Annotated in this window: 17 protein-coding genes; 12 read left to right on the forward strand and 5 right to left on the reverse strand. The window is 66.3% G+C overall.

The features are described from left to right. Positions 1-40: 40 nt before the first annotated feature. The 4 genes from AC1Q6P_RS03610 (at position 41) to AC1Q6P_RS03625 (ending at position 4977) form a co-directional block, all read left to right on the forward strand. A complete protein-coding gene (locus AC1Q6P_RS03610; protein WP_492663281.1) occupies positions 41-2908 on the forward strand; it encodes a diguanylate cyclase in 2868 nt (955 codons plus the stop codon). 13 nt (positions 2909-2921) lie between these two features. After that, entirely contained in the window at positions 2922-3389 is a 468-nt protein-coding gene (locus tag AC1Q6P_RS03615) for a hypothetical protein (protein WP_492663282.1), read from the forward strand. Between the two features lie 143 nt (positions 3390-3532). After that, positions 3533-4042, forward strand: coding sequence for a Dps family protein (locus tag AC1Q6P_RS03620; protein WP_271007591.1), 510 nt, complete (start codon positions 3533-3535; stop codon positions 4040-4042). 47 nt (positions 4043-4089) lie between these two features. After that, the gene (locus AC1Q6P_RS03625; RefSeq protein WP_492663283.1) at positions 4090-4977 is read left to right on the forward strand and encodes a DUF3667 domain-containing protein; all 888 of its coding nucleotides are present in this window, start codon (positions 4090-4092) and stop codon (positions 4975-4977) included. Positions 4978-5032: 55 nt separating this feature from the next. Here AC1Q6P_RS03625 and AC1Q6P_RS03630 read toward each other — a convergent pair whose 3' ends face one another. The 3 genes from AC1Q6P_RS03630 to AC1Q6P_RS03640 all read right to left on the reverse strand — a co-directional run bounded on the left by AC1Q6P_RS03630 (position 5033) and on the right by AC1Q6P_RS03640 (position 8847). Beyond that, positions 5033-6487 carry an MBL fold metallo-hydrolase gene (locus AC1Q6P_RS03630; protein ID WP_492663284.1) on the reverse strand — a complete coding sequence of 485 codons (1455 nt, stop codon included), beginning with the start codon at positions 6485-6487 and terminating at the stop codon, positions 5033-5035. 113 nt (positions 6488-6600) lie between these two features. Next, positions 6601-7020, reverse strand: a complete 420-nt coding sequence (locus AC1Q6P_RS03635; protein ID WP_492663285.1) for a tetratricopeptide repeat protein — start codon at positions 7018-7020, stop codon at positions 6601-6603. A gap of 6 nt (positions 7021-7026) precedes the next feature. Then, entirely contained in the window at positions 7027-8847 is a 1821-nt protein-coding gene (locus tag AC1Q6P_RS03640) for an OPT/YSL family transporter (protein ID WP_223696621.1), read from the reverse strand. A 107-nt stretch (positions 8848-8954) separates the two neighbouring features. On the opposite strand from AC1Q6P_RS03640, the gene AC1Q6P_RS03645 reads away from it, so the two are divergent. Together AC1Q6P_RS03645 and AC1Q6P_RS03650 are read left to right on the forward strand one after the other, a co-directional pair. Next, on the forward strand, positions 8955-9617 hold the full coding sequence (locus AC1Q6P_RS03645) for a type 1 glutamine amidotransferase family protein (RefSeq protein WP_492663286.1): 663 nt from the start codon (positions 8955-8957) through the stop codon (positions 9615-9617). Further along, on the forward strand, positions 9617-10420 hold the full coding sequence (locus tag AC1Q6P_RS03650) for a substrate-binding periplasmic protein (RefSeq protein ID WP_492663287.1): 804 nt from the start codon (positions 9617-9619) through the stop codon (positions 10418-10420). Before AC1Q6P_RS03645 ends, AC1Q6P_RS03650 begins: the two co-directional genes overlap by 1 nt. Positions 10421-10447: 27 nt before the next feature. Here the strand turns inward: AC1Q6P_RS03650 and AC1Q6P_RS03655 are convergent, their stop codons facing one another. Next, positions 10448-12469, reverse strand: a complete 2022-nt coding sequence (locus AC1Q6P_RS03655; RefSeq protein ID WP_492663288.1) for an alpha/beta hydrolase family protein — start codon at positions 12467-12469, stop codon at positions 10448-10450. A 282-nt stretch (positions 12470-12751) separates the two neighbouring features. Between AC1Q6P_RS03655 and AC1Q6P_RS03660 the strand changes: the two genes are divergently transcribed. The 4 genes from AC1Q6P_RS03660 to AC1Q6P_RS03675 all read left to right on the forward strand — a co-directional run bounded on the left by AC1Q6P_RS03660 (position 12752) and on the right by AC1Q6P_RS03675 (position 15970). Then, on the forward strand, positions 12752-13339 hold the full coding sequence (locus AC1Q6P_RS03660) for a TIGR02466 family protein (RefSeq protein WP_492663289.1): 588 nt from the start codon (positions 12752-12754) through the stop codon (positions 13337-13339). A gap of 197 nt (positions 13340-13536) precedes the next feature. Further along, a complete protein-coding gene (locus AC1Q6P_RS03665; RefSeq protein ID WP_171826581.1) occupies positions 13537-14130 on the forward strand; it encodes a hypothetical protein in 594 nt (197 codons plus the stop codon). Then, positions 14127-15233 carry a sensor histidine kinase gene (locus AC1Q6P_RS03670; RefSeq protein WP_492663290.1) on the forward strand — a complete coding sequence of 369 codons (1107 nt, stop codon included), beginning with the start codon at positions 14127-14129 and terminating at the stop codon, positions 15231-15233. Before AC1Q6P_RS03665 ends, AC1Q6P_RS03670 begins: the two co-directional genes overlap by 4 nt. Further along, positions 15230-15970: a LytR/AlgR family response regulator transcription factor gene (locus AC1Q6P_RS03675; protein WP_492663291.1), complete on the forward strand. Its 741-nt coding sequence runs from the start codon at positions 15230-15232 to the stop codon at positions 15968-15970. Before AC1Q6P_RS03670 ends, AC1Q6P_RS03675 begins: the two co-directional genes overlap by 4 nt. Positions 15971-16003: 33 nt before the next feature. Here the strand turns inward: AC1Q6P_RS03675 and AC1Q6P_RS03680 are convergent, their stop codons facing one another. Then, positions 16004-16513 (reverse strand): DUF1203 domain-containing protein, encoded by a 510-nt coding sequence (locus AC1Q6P_RS03680; RefSeq protein WP_492663292.1) that lies wholly within the window; start codon positions 16511-16513, stop codon positions 16004-16006. Positions 16514-16679: 166 nt separating this feature from the next. Here AC1Q6P_RS03680 and AC1Q6P_RS03685 point away from each other — a divergent pair, with 166 nt between their 5' ends. Next, positions 16680-17807, forward strand: coding sequence for a porin family protein (locus AC1Q6P_RS03685; RefSeq protein WP_102768946.1), 1128 nt, complete (start codon positions 16680-16682; stop codon positions 17805-17807). 11 nt (positions 17808-17818) lie between these two features. Then, the gene (locus AC1Q6P_RS03690; RefSeq protein ID WP_171826576.1) at positions 17819-18247 is read left to right on the forward strand and encodes a phosphate ABC transporter substrate-binding protein; all 429 of its coding nucleotides are present in this window, start codon (positions 17819-17821) and stop codon (positions 18245-18247) included. Positions 18248-18254: the final 7 nt, after the last annotated feature.

Genomic DNA, 18254 nt, shown 5'->3' on the forward strand with positions numbered 1-18254 from the left:
CCCTTCGTTTTGGCCGCTGCAGGCTGACAGAATGCGCGCCATGCATCTGATCCTCACCGACGATGACTTTGCCGAGCTGGAAGCCCGCCTCCATGCGGCCGGCGCAAACGCCTGCCTGCAGGACCGCGTGGCCCTGGCCTGGCATCTGCGCGAGCGACAGACACGGCGCGCGCAACAGCTGGCGGATCAGCTGCTGCGCGAGCTGCAGGATGCCCCAGCCAACCATGCGCTGAACTCCGGCGCCACGGCCGCGGGCCTGCGCCTGCGCTTGCAGCTCTTGCAGGCCGAGTGCTTGTGGCTGTTCGCCGAGCTGGACGCGGCCCAGGCGCAAGCGCGTCAGGTGGTGGAGCTGGCGCGCCAGCAGGGCGAGATGCGGGTGCTGTCCGATGCCCATCTGCTGTTGGCCCAGATCGCTGGCGACCGCTACGACCTGGCCCTGCGCTGCCGCGAGCTCGATGCCGCGGCCAGCGTGGCCGTGGGCTGCGACGACGATTTCCGCCTGGAGTTTGCCCAGCTCTGCCTGGCCCATGCAGCCTTGCGCCAGGATGGCCCGGCCGCCGCCGCGCAGTGGAGCCTGCATGTGCGCGAACGCCTGGCCCAAGCCCTGCACCCGGCGCTGCATGTGCTGTGCAACGAGTTTCTGGCCTTCGAGGCCTTGCAACGCTCGGACTTCCGCACGGTGTTTCAGGCCTGCAGCCACACCGTCACCGAGCTGACCCGCGCCGGCCTGCTGCGCCAGATTGCGTTGACGCTGACGACCATGGGCGTGGCCTTCTCCAACCTCGGCGACGACGCCCAGGCCATGGAATGGATGCAGCGCAGCCTGAGCCGCGCGCGGCCGACCGGCTGGCCGCTGGTGCAGGGCCTGGCTCTGTTGCAGGTGAGCACCGTGCAATGCCGGCTGGGCGAGCTGGAGGCCTCGCAGCAGTCCCTCAACGAAGGCCTGGCCCTGCTGGCACCGCTGCAAAGCTCACGCGCCTACAGCCTGGGTCTGGTGTACCTGGCCGAGCTGCAACGCGACTTGAAGCAGCCCGAAGCCGCCCTGGCCACCGCCCTGCGCCTGGAGGCGCCGGGGCCCATCCCGCGCAGCCTGGACCTGCGCCTCAATGCCATGTGCGTGGCCGCGCTCTGCCTGTCCGAGCTGGGGCGTGCCGAAGAGGCCATGGCCACGGCCGAGAAAGCCCTGGCCCTGGCCCAGCCCAGCCACTTGGCCTATCACCACTGCGAGGCCTTGCGCGTGCTGGCCACCCTGCATGAGCGCCACACCCTGCCACCACCGTCCGGCATGCAGGAGGCCAGCGCCAGCCTGCACTACCTGCGGCGGTCCCTGGCCGTGTACGCGCCCGAGGCCCAGCACAATGTGCCGCCCGCGGTGTTCGACGCCATTGCCAGCGAGTACGCGCGGCTCGGCGATGGCCTGCAGGCCTATCACTACGCCGGGCGGGCGCGCGCGGCCAGCGAAAGCGTGCACAAGCAGGACGTCAGCAAGCGTTTGATGTCCATGGAGGCGCGCTTTCAGGCCGAACGCACGGCAGCCGAGAGCGAGCATCTGCGCCAGCTGGCCGCGGCCTCGGCCGAACGCGCCGAGCTGCTCAGCCAGACCGGCGCGACGCTGGAAAAGCTCAGCCTGATCGGCCAGGAGATCACCGCCCATCTGCAGGAGCAGGCGGTCTACGCCACCCTGGACCGCAATGTCCACGGCCTGCTGACGGCCAACCATTTCGCCGTCTACCTGCTCGACGAGGCGGCTCAGGAACTGCGCCTGGCCTACGGCACCGAGAACGGCCGGCCGATCACGCCTTTTGCCATTCCCTGCGATTCGCCGCAGTCCCAGGCGGCACGTTGCGCCCGCGAGCGCTGTGAGCTGTTCCGCGACATCAGCCCGGACACGCCGCAGCACCTGGCCCCGGGCACGCAGCCGACCCTGAGCTCCATGTTCATGCCCCTGCTGGCCAATGACCGGGTGCTGGGCGTGATGTCCATCCAGTCCAGCCAGGCCTTCGCCTACGCCGACCGCGAGCGCCTGATCTTCCGCAGCCTGGCCGCCTACGGCTCGATCGCGCTGGAAAACACGCGCAACTACCGCCGCCTGGAAAGCACCCTGGGCCATCTGCACCAGGCCCAGGCGGAAGTGCTGGAGAAGAACCAGGAGCTGGAACGCGCCTACCAATCGCTCAAGGACATCAGCCTGACCGACCCGCTGACCGGCCTGCGCAACCGCCGCTTTCTCGAGCAACACCTGGCCGCCGAGGTGGCGCAATGCCTGCGCCTGTATCAGGACTGGCGGCGCCAGCCCGAACGGCCACGCCCGACCGAGTCGGACCTGGTCTTTCTGCTGGTCGACATCGACCACTTCAAGCAGGTCAACGACGACTGGGGCCACCCGGCCGGCGATGCGGTGCTGGTGCAGATGCGCGAGCGCCTGCGCCGCGCCTGCCGCGAATCGGACTATCTGGTGCGCTGGGGCGGTGAGGAGTTCCTGGTCGTGGCGCGCGGCGTGGACGCCGAGGCCGGCCCGCAGTTCGCCGAGCGCATCCGCGCGGCCGTGGCCCAACAGCCCTTTGCCATCGCAGCCGATGCGACCCTGGCCCTGAGCTGCTCGGTCGGCTTCGCCGCCCTGCCCTTCATCCCCAGCCAGGCCGAGCGCCTGGATTGGCAGCAGGTCGTCAGCCTGGCCGACCAGGCCCTCTACATGGCCAAGCGCGCGGGCCGCAACACCTGGGTGGGCCTCAGCGCCAGCGCCGCCTGCGCCGAGCTGGCTGAGCTCGGTGAACTGCTGAGCGCCCCGCAGGCCTGCGTGAGCCGGGGCCTGTTGCGGCAAAGCCGGTCGGGACTGCCGGCGCCTGCGGGCAATCCCGCTGCGCCGCCCGAGCCCGGCGGCCCACAATTCGCCGCTTCAATGCTCTGATCCTGAACCCGTCTTGGACTTCCGTTACGCCTTCTTTCCCATCTGGCGCCAGCAAACCGCGCTGACCACCGCCGGTGTCATGGCCGTGGCCGTGGGCCATGCCCTCGTCACCGGCGAGCCGCTGCGCAAACCCGATCTGCTGCTGAACCTGGCCATGGGCCTGCTGTGCGGGCTCATTGTCAGCATTCCGGTGGCCATCTGCCGCTTCTCCGTCACGTCCGAGGGCCTGCGCAGCTTTGACAGCTGGGGCCGCTGGCGCCGCATCGCCTGGTCCGACATTGCCGCGGTGGAGCCGGCCCGCTACCTGCTGTGGCCGCATCTGCGCCTGCAGGTGGATGGCCAATCCCGCTGGTTCTGGCTGCCGCTCAATCTCAAGGACATGGCGGGACTGCGTGAGGCCGTGATTGCCCAGGCTGGCGCCCGCCACCCGCTGGCGGTGGCCCTGCCTCAAGCGGCGCAGACCGCGCGGCGCGAAAGCTGAGCGAGGGCCGGCTTCTCGGCCGTCGCTTCATGCATGAGGTGCAGCAACACGGCCGCCTTCTGACGGCTCTATAGTGTCCGCAAGCCAGGGCCGCTGAAGCGCCCGGTTTCACCCTTCCCCTTCCTCTCTGAACAGGAGTCGCCATGGCCAAGAAGTCCATCGCCAAGTCCGCTGCCGGCACCAGCATCAACATCGGCATCAGCGAGAAGGACCGTGCTGCCATTGCCGCCGGTCTGTCCAAGTTGCTGGCCGACACCTACACGCTGTACCTGACCACGCACAACTTCCACTGGAATGTGACCGGGCCGATGTTCAACACCCTGCACACCATGTTCATGGCCCAGTACACCGAGCTGTGGAACGCGGTCGACCCGATCGCTGAGCGCATCCGCTCGCTGGGCCATGTGGCGCCGGGCTCCTACGCCCAGTTCGCCCAGCTCAGCAGCCTGCCCGACGCCCCGACCCAACCGCCCAAAGCCCTGGAGATGGTGCGCATCCTGGTGGAGGGCCATGAAGGCGTGGCTCGCACCGCGCGCAGCCTGTTCGCCGCCGTCGACAAAGCCAGCGACGAGCCCAGCGCCGACCTCCTCACCCAACGCCTGACCGTGCATGAACAGACGGCCTGGATGCTCAGGAGTCTGCTGGAGGACTGAGGCCCGGCCGCAGCCAAGCGGGCGCGTGACCCTATGATCGCGCCCCTATGACGACCGCAAACGCCGAACCCGTGGCTGCCGACCCGCGCGGCGACACCTGCCCGAATTGCCAGGAGACCCTGCCCGATCCTCAACCGGCGTATTGCCCGGCCTGCGGTCAGGAGACCGCGCTACGCGTGCCTACGCTGGCGGACTTCGCCAAGGAGTACGGGGGGCACCTGCTGGCGACGGAAGGGGCCTTGTGGCGCACGATGCGCGGCCTGCTTCGCCCCGGCCATTTGACCTTGGCCTACCTGGCCGGGCAAAGGCGGCGCTACCTCACACCGCTGCGTCTGTTCCTGAGCATCTGCCTGCTTTGCGTGGGGCTGGTGCATTGGGTTCGGCCAGCCCATGAGAAACCGACCGATCAAGTGTCCTTCGTCCATGCCAAGATCGGCGTGAAGGACGGGCGCTTCGTTTGCGAAAGCCTGCCTGCCGAGCGTTGTGTCTATTGGCAGCGGCGGATCTCGGCCGACCCCGAGCTGCTGAAGGATCTGGAGCAGGCTCGCAGAAGCAACAACCAGATGACTCGCCAGGCCGTGTTCCTGGCCATGCCGCCGTCCTTGGCGCTGCTCCTGCTGCTGGTGTACTGGCCACGCAAGCAGGCTTTTGGCCTGCACATGGTCGCCTCACTTCATCTGCACAGCTTCATGCTGCCCCTGATCACGGCCCAGGTGCTGCTGGCGCGCTGGTTTCCAGGTGTGGCCTGGATCAGCGGGGGCTCACTGGCGGCCGTGGTGCTGGCCTTCAGCGCGGTGACGCTGCAGCGCATCTACCAGGGCAGGCCATGGCTGACGGGCGTGAAGCTCGCAGGTGTCTGCGTCGCCTACATCTCGGTGTTCGCGCTGTGGACGGGCCTTGCCGCGAACTGGAACCTGCAGCGGATTCTGATGTGAGCCTGTTGCGCATTGCCAGGGCCTGCGCCCACCAACACGGCTGCCAAGGCACCGATCAAGGCGCCCCGAACCCCCGCCCTTGCTGACGAATGCCCTGCGCGCGCAGCGCCAAGGCCTGGCGCAGCTCGGCCAGGGTGCCCGAGCGGCCGTGCACGCCGACGATCCAGGCCGGATCCAGCTTCTGGGCCTGAATCAGGTCCAGCAGCTCCTGGCCCGTGGCGAAGGCCGGAGGCACCGGGCCGAGCTCGGGGATGTAGAACAGATCGCCCTGAAACAAGGCCCGAGACTGGCTGTCGTAGGCGACCACCATATCGCTGGCATGGCGGCTGGCCAGGGGCCAGAGCTGCACGCGGCGGTCGCCCAGATCGAGCGCCTGCGGGCCCTGCAGTTCCTGTACGCGCTCGTCCCAGGCGGCCCAGGCGCTGCCCAGCTGGCGCCGCAAAGCCTGGCGCGCCTCGGGGCCGACCAGCACCTGTGGTGCATCGGCCTGATAGGCCGGCAGCCCGGCGATGTGGTCGCGGTGGGCATGGGAGAGCACCACATGGCTGACCTTGCGCCCGGGCGCCAGCTGTTCGATCAGCGCGCGAACCGAGGCCGCCTCGGCCGGACTGACCGGCGCGTCGAAGACAGCGATGCCCTGGCTGCCGATGCTGAAACTGCTGTGATACCCGCTGCTCAAGCCATCGACCCGGTAGCTGCCGCCACCGAGCGGTGTGGCACGCAGGCCCGCTGCATCGGCGGGCGCGTCGCTGTAGCCGGCCGGCAGGGCGTAGGCCGCCGGCTTGGTGTTGGGCGCCGCCACGGCCTGGACCTGCCAGACCCAGGCCGGCGCCTCGCCACGCTGCTCACTGATGCGGCGCGGCTGCTGCAGCCCGCCGGACAGGGTTTCGTAGTCGCTGTACTCATAGCGCCGACCCGCGCTGCGGGCCCAGAGCACCCGGCCACTGGCACCGTCCACGGCCAGCCGTGCCGGCCGACCGGCAGCGTCCGTGAAGGCCAGACTGCCGTCAGCGGCCGGCTCGCCGCGCACCGCGCTCAAGCGCTGAAGCAGCCAGGCCGGGACCAGAAACTCGTGATCGGCCCAGCGCTCGCGGGCGACCGCAGCCGGCAGGCGAGAAATGGCCAGGCCTTGCCGCCACTTCAGGAGGTCGACCGTGCTGACGCCCTCGGGCAGGCCGAGCTCCAGAAACTGAAACCGGATCGGGCCGGGGTAGACGCTGTCGGTCTCCAGCCGGTAGCGGCCCTGCGGGTCGAGCAGGAGCTGTTGCCGCAGCGGCACGCGCAACACAGCCTCCGCCGGGTTGCGGGCCTGTTCGCCCACCAGGCGTTCGGTCTGCATGTCCAGCTGCAGGGCTTCGCTCACCCGGGGCAGCCGGGCCTGCTGTTCATGGGCCGGCTTCTCCTGGGCCACCACGTGGGCAGGGAAGCTGGCAGCGGCACAGGCGAGCACCAGCACCGTCAGGCTGCCGGGCCGAAGCCGTTTCAGGATGGAAGCGCGGGTGAGATTCATGGACAGAGGCACCGTGTTTCAGCCAGGGACGCCGGAGTGTGTCCAGGCCGGCGTGCCTTGCCAAAAGTCACCGGCGGTGCGTGCCCGCCATGCGCGTCCGAAGACCCGAGCCTTCAAGGGCGTCGAGCGAGCGCCAGGTACTTCGGATCCTCATAACGGAAAGCCTGCTCGCCCGCGCTTTTCAGCACCGCTTGCAGATGCGGCAGTGCCTCGGCCTCCCGGCCCTGCTCCAGCAGGCATTGGCCCAGGCGCAGCTGCGGCAAGGGCTCAGCCCGGGCCGACTCGAAGCTGGCCAGCAAGGCGCCGAAGGTGTCGCCGCTGGCTTCAAAGTCCTCCAGCAGAAACTGCATGTCGGCGATGGAGAACAAGAGGGTCTGCGCCTGCGCATGGGCAGACCAGGGCTCGGGCAGCAGTTCCAGCGCCTGCTCGAACAGGTCCAGCGCGGCCTCGAACTCGCCCTCATCGGCCTGCTCATCGGCGCGCTCGACCAGGGCGCGAACACGCGCCACTTCGGCGGGTGACAGCTCAGCCACGGCCGATCAACCCAGCACCGCCGCCATGCCCGCCAGGCCCAGGCCCAGCGCGGCCAGGGCGTCACCGGCGATCAGGCCACCGCCGACCAGGGAGGTGCTGCTCATGTCATCGGGCAGCTGCTCTTCACCGGCCTTGGGCTTGGGCGCCAGGGTGTTGATGGCACTGGAGATCACGCCGCCGGCGGCAAACCACATCGAGGTGTGCAGATTGACAAAGCCGCCGAAGGACGAGGCGTAGGGGCTGGGCAGCACCACCGCATCGAGCATGAAATCGGTGGCGAAGCCGGCCTTGCTGCCGGCCGCGAAACGCTGGTAGCTCTTGTTGGCCTTGATGATCTTGCGCAGCAGTTCGGTCGCGAAGCCGATCAGCACGCCGATCAGGATGGCTTGCGTCTGGTAGGGCTTGGGCTCGGTCAGGCTGCGCAGGGCACCGACGAATTTGTAGGTCATGGCCGAGGTCCATTGCGCGGGCGCCTGGTCAGCGCTCATCACGGTCTGGTCCAGCTGCAGCACCGGGTAGGCGGTCATGAAGAACTTGGCCACGGCCACGGCCAGCACCGAGCCCAGCAGCAGGCCGGCCACCTGGAAGCGGAACTGCAGGGTCCGGTTGGAGCCCAGGCGCCAGCCGGTGGAGCGGTCCTGCTGCATATCGCCGGCCACGCTGGCCGAGACGAACACCACCATGGCCGCCATCAGGCCCAGCATCGGGTCCTTGAGGCCGATGCTGGCCAGGATCAGCACGGTGACGACAAAGGCGCTGGAGATCGGGTTGGAATCGGTCAGGCCCAGGGAGATGCCGTTGACGATCACGAACAGATAGACCAGGGCCACGGCCAGGATCATGTAACCCAGGGGCTCGTTGAAGAACTGCACGCCGCAGACGATGGTGGCCACGGTCCAGACGCCCACCCAGGCCAGCAGGCGCGGCAGGCTGGCGCGCGGGCCGGTGCGCTGTTCCTCGGGCACGACGATGCGCTCACCCGGCTGGCTCAGGCGGCGGGCGACACGCCAGAAGATCAGGCTCAGGTCCACGATGGCCGCACCCAGGATCAGGCCCAGGGCGATCAAAAAGGCAATCTTGCGGAAGGGCTCACCCTCCTTCAGCCAACCGATGCTGACGAAATAAGGCGCCAAGGCCCAGAAGATGCCACCGCCGACGATGGCCGGAATGCCGACCCGGGCACCGACGATCAGGCCGGCGCCGAAGGTGGAAGCCGACAGCTCGATCGCGCCGAGAAAAGCCAGCTTGGCCGCGCCAATGCCGCCCATCAGGCCTGCCCCCATGCCACCGAACAGGCGCGACACCGATTGCTTGAGCAGCACCGGATCGGTCAATGCGCGCAGGATGTTGGCGACCGCCAGACCCGAGGGAAAGGTCAGCTGCATGCGCTCGACCAGGATGGGCGTGTAGAGCATGCCGATGCCGGCGGCCATCATGCCGATGCACAGCATGTAGGTGACCAGTTGCCAGGCCGGCACTTCAGGCATGCCCATCCAGGCCATGGCCTGGATCAGGGTGCTCATGGCCATCATGCCGGCCACGGACGCGGCCGTGGTCTGGATGTAGTTGGCGCCATGCTTGCCCTCGGCGCCGTAGCCGTAGGTGACCACCGAGCCCAGGATGCCGGCCAGCACCTGGCCGCCGACATAGAAGCCGATGGAGAAGTTCATGAAGGCCGCGGCGATGCCACCCAAGGGGCCCAGCAGCAACATGCCGATGGCGGACAGAAGGGCGTAGTAGCCCCAGCTGCCAACCGGCGGCAACCAGGCCCAGCGGCGGGTGTCGATGGGGACGGCCAGGGGCGGATTCAAGGGAATGGCGGACATGGGTGACAAACCAAAACGGCAACAAAAAAGGGCCCACAAGGAGCCGGAAGCCGGCGCACAAACGCCGGGAGTGGCGCGCAATGTAACCCCGGGTTCACAATCGGGCCATGCGTGAAGTCACCCCCTCCGGTCTGAACGCACCCGGCGCCACGCGGGTGGCCCTGGTCTGCTTCGACGGCTTCCAGGAGCTGGACGCCTTCATCCCCCTGGCCCTGCTCAACCAGCTGCGCCCCCGCGGCTGGAGCGCCGAGCTGTGTGGGCCGGGCACCATGCTCAGCTCCTTGCATGGCCTGCAACAGCCGCTGCAGCGCCCGCTGGAATGGGCCAACGAGGCCGAGGCCGTGCTCTTTGTCGGCGGCCTCTACAACCGCGCCGTGGCCGAGAACTCGGCCTTGCTGGACCGGCTGCAGCTGGACCCCTTGCGCCAGCAACTCGGTGCCTTGGGCTCCGGCAGCCTGCTGTTGGCGCGCCTGGGGCTGCTGGGCGACAGCCCGGCCTGTTGTGATGCCGCCACTCGGCCCTGGCTGCTGGAGGCCGGCGTGCGGGTGCTGGAACAGGAGGCCTTCCATGCCCATGGCCCGGTGGCCACCTGCAGCGGCGGCCTGGCCGCCCCTCTGCTGACCGCCTGGCTGGTGCTGAACACGGCTGGAGAAGCGGCGCTGAGAGAGGCCATCTGGCCCAGCCTGCCGCTGGGCGAGCGAGAGACTCAGCTGACGCAGTTGCTGGCCCAGGTGCGGCGCGGCTCGCAGGGCTTGTGGAGCCGGGACTGATGCGAAGACTGCAACACGTCTTGAAGTTCGGCCTCTGGTTCAGCGCCATGGCCTGTGCGGGGCCGCAGGCCGACGCCGCCCAGGCCACCGCGGCCTCGGCCCCCGCCAAGCCCGCCCTGCGCGTGGCTCACACCGAGGCCATGGCCTACCCTTTGCTCAGCATCAGCCCGCCCAACCGGCTGAGCGGCGGCTTTCTCAAAGACCTGGGCGATCTGATCGCCGCCGAGCTGGGCACCGAGGCCCGGCATCTGCTGGTCGCGCGGCGACGCATGGAGAGCACGGTGATGGGCGGCGAGGCCGACATCGCCTGTTACTACAGCCCGCACTGGATTCCCGTGGCCGGCCCGCATTGGACCGTCCCCGTCGTGCCCCAGGTGGAGCGCGTGGTGTCGCTGGCGGCCCAACCCCTGCCCTTCGACAGCCTGGCCGACCTGCAAGGCAAGCGCATCGCCGTGCTGCTGGGCTACCAATTCCCGCAGCTGCAGGCCGCGTTTGAAAGCGGCCAGGTCACCCGCCTGGACGAGCGCCAGGTCGAGCTGCTGTTCCGCCGCCTGCGCCTGGGCATGGCCGATGCGCTGATCACGTCCGAGGTGGAGATCGCCGGCTACTTCAAACGCTTCCCTGAAGAACGCGAGCGCTTCCACATCAGCCACCGCAGCTTCTCGATCACCGACACGCAATGCCTGGTCTCCCCCGGCTCACCCTGGCGCCTCGCCGCCATCAACGAAGCCCTGAACCGCCTGATCCAGCGCGGCACTGTGGCCCGCCTGGCCCAGCGCTATGGCATGAGCGGTGGGCGCTGAGCCGTCAGGTCTGGGAGGTTCCGGACTTCAGTCGGATTTGAGTTGAAGACGCTCGTCCAGAAAAGCCTGCAGTTCCCTGAACAATTGCAGCCGGTAGGGAAGATGACTGGCCTGATGATCGCCCAGGCGCTGCGTGATGAGCTTGTGCGGCTTACCCGCCGCGGCCAATGCCTTGGCCATCAACACCGAGTGCTGGTATTCAGCCTGGCGATCCTGGGTCCCATGCACCAGCACGACGGGCCGCTTGATACGGCTCACGTGAAGATTGGGCGATGTGTCGATCAACTGCTGACGGTCTTCATCAGGATCACCCACCTGAGCCTTCACCACCTTGCGATAGCCGTGGCGATAGCGAATTTGCTCCTTGGTCATCTCCACAAGATCTGTCACCGGTGCAAAGGCAAAAGCGCCTTGAAACAGCTCAGGCGTTTTGACCAAGCCCATCAATGCCGCGTATCCACCATAGCTAGCACCCACCGCGACGATTCGAGCGGGGTCCGCGATGCCCCGCTTGACGAACTCCTGCACAGCATCTGTCAAATCGTCCTGCATCTCCAGGCCCCAACGGCGCAGCCCTTTTTTCATGAACTCGCTTCCATAGCCGATGGAGCCGCGGAAATTGACCTGCAGCACAGCACAGCCACGGTCGGCCATGAATGCCACCCAGCTGTCGAAGTTCGGGTCATCGGCCGCTTGAGGGCCTCCATGCGGAAAGAGCACCATGGGCAAGCTCTTGCCTTCGGTGACTCCAGGAGGAAGGCTCAGATAGCCGTGAATCTTGAGGCCGTCTCGTGCCAAGTACTCAATCGGCCGCTTGACAGAGATTGCTTTGCCGCGCAACTCGGGGAAAGTCCGGCCGAGCAGAACAAAGCCCGGCTCGTCATCAAATGCCGCCAAAGCATAGGTGCCAGGCTCAGTCGGGCTGTAGCTGTAAACGATGTGCCGGCGACCATCTCGACTGGTCGAGACAATGGTGTTGATCAGCTTCGGAAGCCCCTCCTGAATCTGGTCCATCATGGCTTTGTAGTGCGGATCCCAATAGCGCCGGTAGCCGCGGCCATTCAATGCATAGCGAACACCTACAGGCTCACCTTCTGCGCTGTACACCAACGAGCCATTGAGGTGATGCTGCGGGTCTGAAAAAAACAGCTCCGGCTCAGCGCCCACGCTCGCGATGTCCAATGTAAACACGGCGTCGCGCTCTTCATGCTGCTTGCGCACAAAGAGCTTGTTGGGGTTCTTACCAAAGCCAAGCACCTTGAGCGGTGCCGCGTCAAACACTTTGCTGCGAGCCACTTCCCGCCATGATTTGCCGTCAGGATCGCAGGCAATGGTGAACTCCTCACCCGTCCCGGCATCCCACCCGCTGCCGATACGTACCCGTGCTTGCTGGTCCGTCGTCCAACTATTGATCATCCGGCGAGAATCGGAGAAGTGGTTGCGGTCCGCGGTGTAGACATTCACCTTGAAGACCGCGAGCAAGCCATGCTGGGCCTCAGGCAGCATCATCAAAATGTGTTGCCCATCCTCTTTAAGCATGTCAATCACAAGATCCTGCTGAGAAACCAGGCTCAGCTGTTTTTTCTGCTGCTCGTTGACAGCCTTGACCAGATTGATCATCTGACTGCCATCATGGTTGACAGCAAACAGCCGGGTCTCCATCGTCTCGAAAGATTCGTTGAAGGCCATTTCTCGTTCTGCGGCGAAACGCAAGCTGATCAACAAACGCTCGTTGTTGACCCAGGCAATCCAGTTGATCTGTCGCTCCAAGTTGTTGGTGGACAGCAAGGTACTTATCGCGCCTGGTCCGTCAACAGGTCGCGTTACCAGCACACTGTCTTCTCCACTGTTGATGATCACCGCCAGGCGCTTTCCATCCGGAGAAATGCTGGCCTCCTCCATGAGCGGTCTGCGCGCGAAGTGCTCCAGTGGGAGCCGAGCGGGTTGAACCTCAGCCATTGCCAAACTCGGCAGACCAGCGGCATAGCCGAATGCAGCGGTCATTTTCATAAAGCGCCGACGCGGCGCAAGACAATCTGTTTTCGTCATAGCGAGGCTTTTCCTGTGGAGCAGAGTCTGCCAGTTATGACAACCCCTTCCAGTGAGGACTTACTCGAACTCCAGCTATGAATCCAAAGCGAGATCCAGGCTCATCCTTCAAAAGTCCCTGATCGCCAAGATTTATTCCTTCGGGCCGAAATGCTGTGTCGACCCGGGTTTGCGTGGTCAAGCTCTACGAAGGCATGGCCCTAAGATTCTCCGGTCTCTCCCATCTGCCGCGCCAGTCTTCGCACATGACAGCGGCCTTGACCGACCAGATTCGTCCTGTACATGGAAAAACACAGCTTCAGCTTCTTTCCTACCCTGTTTCACTTGCATCGCCAGGCTCTGCACCCGGACCAACTGCGCGTCATTGAAAATCACTGCCTGCTGGCTGAGGCCCAACCTCACGAAGCGCTGTTTGGAAACACGGCATCATCGTTCTCCCGAGAGGCTCGGCTGGTCGAAACCCTGGAAGCTTCCTACCCCATGCTTCAGGGCATGCGCTCAGGCCTTGAGCGACTGATGCGGGCTTACGGGGAGGAAATGGGCTTCGACGGTCTGCGATTAACCAACTCCTGGTTCAATATTCAACGCCCTGGGAGCCTGCTGAAGCACCATGTGCATCCGGACTCGACGGTGTCAGCCGCACTGTGTATCTCTGCGGACGAGAACAGCAGTGCCCTGCATTTCGAAAATCCCAACCCCATGCTCAACTACCGCGTTCCTGACCGGCGCACTGAGTTCGGCATGGAGATGGTGAAGTTTCATTTGCTCCCGGGAGACCTGGTGTTCTTCCCTTCATGGATTCGGCATGGGTCCGGTTCCATGCCGAATATGTCAGACACGCGCATCGTCATCAGCTTCAACAGCAATTGAGCTGAGCCGGCGCCTGCCCCTCTCCCTCTCACTCCTCACACTTCACGGCTCATGTGCGCCGAGCGACCGCTCGTGCGCGTTGGGGCGGGCTTCGCCGCCTCAGGACCTGACAATGCCGGTCCCCGCCTACGCTTCGTTTCGTTTCCAGGTCTGGAACACCGGTGCAAACTCTTTTTGACGAAGGCGAGCGAGATCCCATGAAAACCACGTCCTCTCAGCTGCGAGCCCTGATCGCGGCGCCCCTGGTGGCCCTGATGGTCACGGCCTTGGCGGCCGATCCCAACCCACTGCCCCAGGGCTGGTTCCGGGCCGGCGATGCGGTCGACTGCCGCAGCACTACCGAGCCCCGCGCAGGCGCCCCCACGCCCAAGGTGTTTCTGCTCGACTGCAAGCGCAATGCGCGCGGCTTTGTCACCGCCATGCAAAGCATCCAGGCACGGGATTACGCCGGCCAGCGCCTGCGCCTGAGTGCCCAGGTCCAAGGCGAGGACCTGTCGCAATGGGGCGGCATCTGGCTGCGCGGCGATGTCGGTCAGGACATCGGCCGCGTTTTTGACAATATGGAGCTGCGCCCGCTCAAGGGCAGCTTCGGTTGGCGCGAGGTCTCGGTCGTGCTGCAGATTCCCAAAGAGGTGGATTCCCTGCATTTCGGCACCATGCTGACCGGCGGCGGGGTCTTGCGCGCCACCCAGTTCAAGCTGGAGATCGTGCCCGACAGCGTGCCCGAAACCCAAGGGCCCAAGGACGCGCTGCTGCTGCCGCGCCAGCCCCAGCACCTCTCACCCCCGTGAGTGCCCGCTCTCCAGCGGCGAGGACGCGCGGGCCCGCTGCTCTGGCTGCACGGGCTCTGCGCGAGGAATTCGGTCGCCCGTCGATCTGGCCCCAGCTGGGCCTGGGCTTGCTGGGCTTCGGTCTCAGCGCAGCCTTCTGGGCCCAGCACGCCTCCTGGTGCCTGGCCCTGAGCCTGTGGGCGGGCTGCGCGCTGAGCCAGTGCTTGTTGAAGGCGCTGAGCCTGCACGCCGATGCCAGCCTGCAGCGCCACGGCTGGGCGCTGGCCCTGCTCCTGTGCGCCCTCGCCGTTCTGTCTGGCGCAGCGGCGGGCTGGCAGCTCGATCTGCTGTTGCGCAGCCAGTTGCTGGATCTGCCCCGCTGGGCCCAGGGCGAGCCGCTGGCGCGCGCCGGCCTGCACCTGGGCTTTGTCGGCCTGCTGTTGGGCCTGCCGCTGCTGCAACGCAGCCGCCGCCTGGCCGGCGAGCAAGACCTGGAGCAGGAGCGCGACCGGGTGCGCGCCGAGCTGCAACTGCTGCAGGCCCAGATCGAGCCGCACTTTCTCTTCAACACCCTGGCCACGCTGCGCGGCCTGGTGCGCCAGCAATCGAACTTGGCCCTGCCCCTGCTGGACCGCACGACGGCCTTTCTGGAGGCGGTGCTGCCCGAGGTGCGCACGGCCGCATCCACCCTGGGCCGCGAGCTGCACATCGTGGAGCAGTATCTGGCCATCATGGCCCTGCGCCTGGGCCCGCGCCTGCGCTACCGCATCGAGGTGGCCCCCGAATTGCACGACCTGCCCCTGCCGCCCCTGCTGCTGCAACCCTTGGTCGAGAACGCCATCGTGCACGGCATCGAGCCCTGCGAAGGCGGTGGCGAGCTGCTGCTGCAAGCGACGCGCAGCAACACCCATCTGCGGCTGCGCGTGTACAACAGCGGCCAGCCGCTGCAAGCCCGCTCGCCCCAGGCCGGCCAAGGCCTGGCCTTGGTCAATCTGCGCCAGCGCCTGCACGCTTTGTACGGGCATGCGGCCGAGTTTCAACTCCAGCCTCTGACCGATGATCGCGCGGGCACCGAGGCCCTCTTGCAACTGCCCCTGGGCCACACCACCCCTGCAGATTCATGACGCCCACCACCACCGCCTTGATCGCCGACGACGAACCGGTGCTGCTCGAAGAGCTGCGCTGCCTGCTGCAAGAGGCCTGGCCCGAGTTGCAGATCGTGGCCAGCGCCAGCAGCGGCAGCGAGGCACGCCGCCTGCTGGACCGCCTACAGCCGGACATCGCCTTTCTCGACATCCGCATGCCCGGCATCGATGGTCTGAGCCTGGCCCGACTGGCCCCACCACAGACCCGGCTGGTCTTTGTCACCGCCCATGCCGAGCACGCGCTGGAAGCCTTTGAACATGCCGCGGTGGACTATCTGCGCAAGCCACTCACGCCGGCCCGGCTGGCGCTGACGGTGCAGCGCTTGCAAACGCGCCTGACGCAGCGCCCGCAGGAGCCCGACGCCGGCACGGTCACGGGCACGGACACGGGCCCGCGCTTCTTGCAAGCCTGGATCGGCAACAGCCTGCGCCTGATCGAGCTGGAGCTGGTGGCCGTGTTGCGCTCCGAGCTGCGCCACACCCGGGTGCAGAGCTTCGACGGCACCACCCTGCTGCTGCGCACGCCTCTGGGCGAGCTTCAGCAAGCGCTGGATCCCGAGCTGTTCTGGCAGGTCCATCGCGGCACGGTGGTCAACGCGCGTGCCATCGAGCGCGTCGAGCGGCGCGAGGACGGCGACCTGCAACTGCATCTGCGCGCTCCAGGCGCAGTGGTGCCGGTGAGCCGCAGCCATCGCGGCCGCTTCAAGGGCATGTAGTGCGCGAATAGGTAGCGCCAAGCGCTCTGCATTTCAGACCCGCTCGATGCGGGCAGCAAAGCAGCCATAGCCGGCAAATCGGGCCAGCACGAAAGCCACCTCGGCACGGGCGAATTGCTGCTGCAACAGAGCTTCGGCCTCGTGGGCCTCGACCACCTGGCCATCGACGATGCGCTCTTGCGCCGAATAGGCGCGCAAGACAAAACGCGGGCCCAGATAGGGTTGCGGGCCTTGCAGCGGCAGGGCGCCCAGCGGCGCCGTCGACTCCGCCGCCGCGGCGCGCACAAACACCGGGCCGAATTCGCGGTACGGCCCGGGCAGCGCAAGCGGGCTGTGGCTGGCCAGGATCAAGGCCTCGCCCGGATGCGCGCGCCGCAGCACATCGCGGCAAGGCTCGCCGCCCTGGGCGATGTGATGTTCCACAGGCTGGCCCAGATCGTCCAGGCCCTGCTCACGCACGCGGCGCAAGAAATCGGCAGCGATCGGTCGCACACGGTAACGCTGGAGGGGTGAGATACAGAAGGTCGTGGGGCTCTGGTTCATGGACTCAGTGTCTGGTTCTACCCGGGCCCTGGCCACCCGATTCTTGCGCGCTGCGGCCCCAACGAGCGCGCCCCGGCTGTGGCGTCGATGGCACGCAGGGCGGCTACCGCACAAATGCAAGCAGTGGCATCATGACCTGACCCCTAGGCAGTATCAGGAGTTCACCATGCGCTTTGCATCACAGGGCCGATCGGCCCTCGCTTGGGTTCTGGTGGGAGGGTGGCTGGCCGGTGCCGGCGCATCGGCGCATGCCGATGAATGGAGCTTCTCAGGCTTCGCCACCTTGGGGATGGGCAAGACCATCTCCGGGGTCAAGCAGGACTATTACGGCTTCAAGTGCCCCTGCTACATCGCCAACTACCCCGACGTCGGCATTTACCGCGACTCCATCTCGCTCAAGCCTGACAGCCGCGCCGGCGTGCAGCTGATCTATCGGCCGAGCGACAGCATCAGCTTCACCGGCCAGCTGACCGGCCATGCCGCCAACGACATGAAGCCCACGCTCGATTGGGCCTATGCCAGCTGGAACCTGAACGAGAGCCTGACCCTGCAGGCCGGCCGCAAGCGCCTGCCCCTGTTTGGCTACTCGGACTTTTTCCATGTCGGCTACGCCTACCCGTGGATCCGGCCGCCGGGCGATCTCTATGGCTGGCAGATCGTGGCCTACAACGGTGCCAATCTGCAGTACCGCCGCAGCATCGGCAGCATCTCCGTGTCCGCCAATGTCTGGGCCGGCAGCGAGTCGGACAAGGACAACCGCATGCTGGGCCAGATCTACTACGGCGACAAGGTCGAGGAGAAGTGGAAAGGCATCTTTGGTGGCTTCGTCGAGCTGAGCAACGACTGGGGCTCGCTGCGCTTCGTGGCCATGAGCAACAAGGTGGATCGCTTTCTTGGCACCGGCGCCGCGCGCAGCGTCAACAAGGATGGGGTGAAACAAAACTTCTACGGCATCACCGCCAATGTGGACCATGGCAACTTCGTGCTGCGCAGCGAGATCAATCGCTTCGTCCGGCCTGATGCCCCGAAAGACATCTACAACGTCTACTTCCTCAGCGCCGGCTACCGCTTTGGTGACTGGCTGCCCATGCTGACCTACTCGCGCTTCAGCGAGGATTTCAAGGACGACCCCACGGCCAACGAAAAGCACAACACCTGGATCGCCACGCTGCGCTGGGACTTCCGGGCCGACAGCGCCTTGAAACTCCAGTACGACGTTTTCAAGGACAAGTCCGCGTTCCCCTTTGTGGGCAACGCCAAGGCCATTGCGATCTCGCTCGACCATGTGTTCTGAGGAGTACGGCCATGAACACGCAATCCAGCACGTTCCCGCAATGCAGCGCTTTGCTGCTGATCGCCTTGGCCACCGGCCCCAGCCAGGCAGAGCCCGTGGTGGTGGTCAATCCGGCCTTGGCCAGCAAGCCCAGCACGGATGAAATCAAGGCCGTCTTCCTGGGCCAGGCCACCACCTTGCCAGGCAGCGGCGCGGTGCAGGTGGGCTTGCCCAAAGAAGGCAAGCTGCGCGAGGATTTTGTGATCGCCTATGTCGGCAAGAACGAGAAACAGTACAAGGCCATCTGGACTCAGCTGATCTTCACCGGCCGCGCCCAGGCGCCCAAGCAGTTCGAAAGCGAAGACGAGCTCAAGAAATGGGTGGCCAGCACGCCCAACGGCGTCGGCATCCTCGACAGCAGCAAGGTGGACGCCAGCGTCAAGGTGCTGCCGACCAAGTAGACGCGGC

This window comes from Roseateles sp. GW835-FHT13E02, from assembly GCF_058794035.1.